Origin of the sequence: Streptomyces turgidiscabies Car8 (genome assembly GCF_000331005.1) — a bacterium.
Taxonomy (GTDB): Bacteria; Actinomycetota; Actinomycetes; order Streptomycetales; family Streptomycetaceae; genus Streptomyces; species Streptomyces turgidiscabies.
The window spans coordinates 1-3,373 of sequence record NZ_AEJB01000151.1; the positions used below are offsets into that span (position 1 = coordinate 1).

5 protein-coding genes are annotated in these 3,373 nt (G+C 65.6%); 1 reads left to right on the top strand and 4 read right to left on the bottom strand.

From position 1 onward, the window contains the following. Positions 1–15 precede the first annotated feature (15 nt). The 4 genes from STRTUCAR8_RS09655 to STRTUCAR8_RS52405 are packed head-to-tail and all read right to left on the bottom strand — an operon-like array spanning position 16 to position 3,014. Positions 16–528 (bottom strand): hypothetical protein, encoded by a 513-nt coding sequence (locus tag STRTUCAR8_RS09655; protein WP_158697391.1) that lies wholly within the window; start codon positions 526–528, stop codon positions 16–18. 18 nt (positions 529–546) lie between these two features. Beyond that, positions 547–1,992: a methyltransferase domain-containing protein gene (locus tag STRTUCAR8_RS09660; RefSeq protein WP_006375403.1), complete on the bottom strand. Its 1,446-nt coding sequence runs from the start codon at positions 1,990–1,992 to the stop codon at positions 547–549. Continuing rightward, a complete protein-coding gene (locus tag STRTUCAR8_RS48700) occupies positions 1,989–2,651 on the bottom strand; it encodes a ParB N-terminal domain-containing protein (protein WP_006375405.1) in 663 nt (220 codons plus the stop codon). Before STRTUCAR8_RS48700 ends, STRTUCAR8_RS09660 begins: the two co-directional genes overlap by 4 nt. Positions 2,652–2,708: 57 nt before the next feature. After that, entirely contained in the window at positions 2,709–3,014 is a 306-nt protein-coding gene (locus STRTUCAR8_RS52405; protein WP_143666455.1) for a hypothetical protein, read from the bottom strand. Positions 3,015–3,084: 70 nt separating this feature from the next. Here STRTUCAR8_RS52405 and STRTUCAR8_RS09675 point away from each other — a divergent pair. Then, positions 3,085–3,373: hypothetical protein (locus STRTUCAR8_RS09675; RefSeq protein WP_158697392.1), on the top strand; the 289-nt coding region annotated here is incomplete at its 3' end.

The following is a 3,373-nucleotide window of genomic DNA, read 5'->3' on the forward strand; positions in this document are numbered from 1 at the left end:
CGGCCCCTTCGGATCTCAGATCAAGGACATCTGTTCACCTTCACCTGGCCGCTTGGGCGGCACGTATTCGGCTGGCGCGTCGGGCGCATTGCGCTCGGTCCGCAGCCACCAGGCGAACTGGTAGTTACGGCAGGTCCGGTAACGGACCGACTTCCGGCGCGGCTCACTCTCGGGGATGTTGTGCTCGCCCCATCCGGTGATGGGGCGAGCGTTGTCCAGGTGCACATACAGGCCCGGCACCAGGGCAGGGCCGTCCCACTGTTCTCCGGGGGCATCCTCGAAGGCGAGGTGCGCGTTGTCGCTCCACTTCCACGGGTTGGGCAGCGCGCACAGGTACCAAGCCAGGGGTGGGTTGTGTTCGGGGAGTTCGATCGTCTGGTGCCGGCGGCTGATGTCGAGCCGAGGGCGGTCGGGCTGGCCGAAGCTGCGCAGGCAGTGTTGGTCGAGGGCTACGTGCCGCACGCCTGCCAGCCACATGATGTGGTATCGAGTTCGTGATTCAATTTGGATCTGTATTCGCTGTGACATCCGCTCCCCATTTACCCGTTAATTGGCAAGAGATTCATTTCTCCCTACTACCAATTTTATCAAATTTCCCACCAATTCCAGATGCCTGTCGTGTCGGAAGTCGTTAGGGTAAGGCATGTTGAATTCCGCTTCGAATGCCTTCTCGTATTCCTCTTTGGGGAGCGCGATGGGGCGGCGGCAGGTGGCCTTGATGTTGGAGCCGCTGAGGTCGGTGACCCGCACGTCTTCGAAGTAGCGGCGGAGCAGCGGCTCCAGGGTGTCGGGGGTGTGAAAGCGGAGCTTCTGCCACTTCCCCTTGACGAAGTTCATCTCGACGTTGTCCTCGTCGAGGAAGCTCATCTTGGTAGTGGCGGTCTGGGAGGTGACCCGTTTGGCCTGCTCGTCTCGGAGTTCGCGGGCGAGGTTGCGTGTGCCCAGGCACACGACTCCGTCCGCCGAGCAGAGGGCGTTGACGGTGGTCATCACCCAGTGCTGGTAGTCGAGGGTGGTGGTGGCGTTGATGACGGAGTCGAGGACCACCACGTCGTACAGGCCGTTGGTCTGGATGTCCTTGTCGATGTCGCGGATCATGCCGACGCCGGCGCGGATGTCGACGGCGTACGAGCCGTCCCGGCAGCGGTAGGGCTCGTAGTCGTGGATGTTGAAGCCCTTGGCGCGCAGGTGCTTGGCGTAGTCGCCGTACCCGGCGCCGAAGTCCACGACCCGGTGGGTGGGCTTGAGCCAGGGCATGACCAGCTGATCCCAGGTCTCGGAGCCGTAGGCGAGTTTTCCGGCCTTGGCCTTCGAGGAGAACTTGCGGAGTCTCTTGGGCTGCACGATGTGCTGGTTCCACACCGGGGCCTTCCCCTCGATGGCGGTCCAGTCGTAGACGCCGTACTCGCCGGTGAGGTCGGCGTGGAGCTGGGCGGCGTCGGCGGACGTGACGGTCCAGGCGAGGAGGTCGAAGCGGTTGATGGCGGCGACGACGGCGTATTCGGCGTTGAGGACGATGCGGCCCTGGTCGTCGATGACGACGCTCCCCCAGGGGCCGTGGCCGGCGGTCATGTGCCCGATGGCGTTGACGAAGGAGAGGTTCTTCCGTTCCGTGACCCGGACAGACTGCCATGGAATCCACGACCAGGCGCCGATGACGCCGGGCTCGGCGTAGACGATGCTGGCCTCGGTCTCGACCCGGTTGTGCAGCAGGTTGAACTGGATCTCGTCCTGCAACCTGACCTTCGTGCCCAGCATGACCGCGGGCGTGTGCGTCAGACCGATGGCTTGGAGGCCCTTGGTTCTCTGGTGGCCTGCGACCAGCGTGCCGTCGGCATTGAGGATGACGGGCTTCACGACACCGTGTCGGCGTAGCGACGCCTGGAGCCTGACGAACGCCTCCTCGCTGAGGCGGCGCGGGTTGTAGTCGGCGGGGCGAAGCCGGTCGAGCGGGTACGCCTCGTAGAACGTCGTGGTGGGCGCGCTACTCATGCCGCCTCGCCCTCCTCGTGGGCCTGCTGCAAGACGTGCCAGCCGAAGCCGAGGTCGCTGTTGGTGTCGTCCACGAACTTCGTGTAGATGGCGTTCAGGACTTCAACCTCTTCAGAGGTGATCCGGACCCGCTTGGACTCCCACTGGAGGTAGCCCCACTGGAGGTAATCGACGGTGGCTGCGGCACCGGTGCCCGCGCCGTCGGAGGTGAGTTCCAGCGTCTCGGGAAGGGAGGTGTCGTCGAGAAGCCGGTCCACACTCTCGCGGTCGTAGCCAGTACCGGCCAGGTCCGGGATCTCGGAGAGGATCTCGGCTAGGAGCACGCTGTCGTATCCAGCGAGGTCGTTGGTCCGGTTGTCGACGATGACGATGCGGGCCGCTGCGTCGTCATCGACGTCGACCCAGGTGACGGCGATCTGGTCCCAGCCGAGCTGCTGAGCCGCCGCGTAGGTGTGGTTGCCCGCCAGGATCTCGTTGTGGCGGCCTGTGTGCGTGCCCTTGTTGACGACGATCGCGCGGTACTGGCCGTTGACGGTCAGCGATTCGGCGATCGAGGGGAGGTCACCGTTGCGGGGGTTCCGGTAGTACGGAGTGAGGTCCGCGGTCGGGACTGCGAGCGGCAGGAGCAGTTCGGGGATGTTGGCGGGCGTCGGGGTCACTGGGCGTCCCTTGTGTAGGCCGTTCCCCGCGCCCTACAGCTAGTTCAGACTAGACGATCACGCTGGTCCGCAGCGGTCGCCGGAGCGAGGGTTCAGCGGGTGCGTCAGTCGCCGACCGCGCGCCCATCGCTGAATGTGATGAAGGGCGGCGGCCACCAGCCCACAGCCGGGGAAGGCCAAAAGGCTGGCGAGAAAGACTCCGCCGTCGCCGAGCTGCACAACGACCCACGCGACAACGGCGGTGGCCGCCATGAGCAGGACGGCCACCGCGTCGACGGCGAGGCGAAGGAAGGCTCGCATCACCGGTTGTTGCAGCGGCAGATACCGGATGGCAGGCACCACGAATCGCAGGATCGGCACCACACCGCACCGGGTACGGGGGGCGTCCGGCGCTCCGGCTCTGCGGGCGGTGCGTGCTTGGTGGTCATGCTCCATGTCGCTTTCGTCGTCGGGGAGTTGTGGCTGCTTCGAGTTCCGTGAGGTGCCGGTCCGCGTCTGGATCGGGGTCTCCTGGTACTTCGAGGCCCGGGTCGCGTTCAGCGAGGGCCCTGATCGGCGTCCCGTCCCGCTCGACGAGGAGACGTTCGTACAGCTCGCGATCTTCTGGGTGCCCGGCGAAGTCCTCTGTGTTCATGGCGCTCCTGAGTGCACGGGGACCCGCCCCCGGCGTGAGGCGGGGGCGGGTCCGGTCGTGATCGTGGATCTTGGCGGCGCTCCGGTGG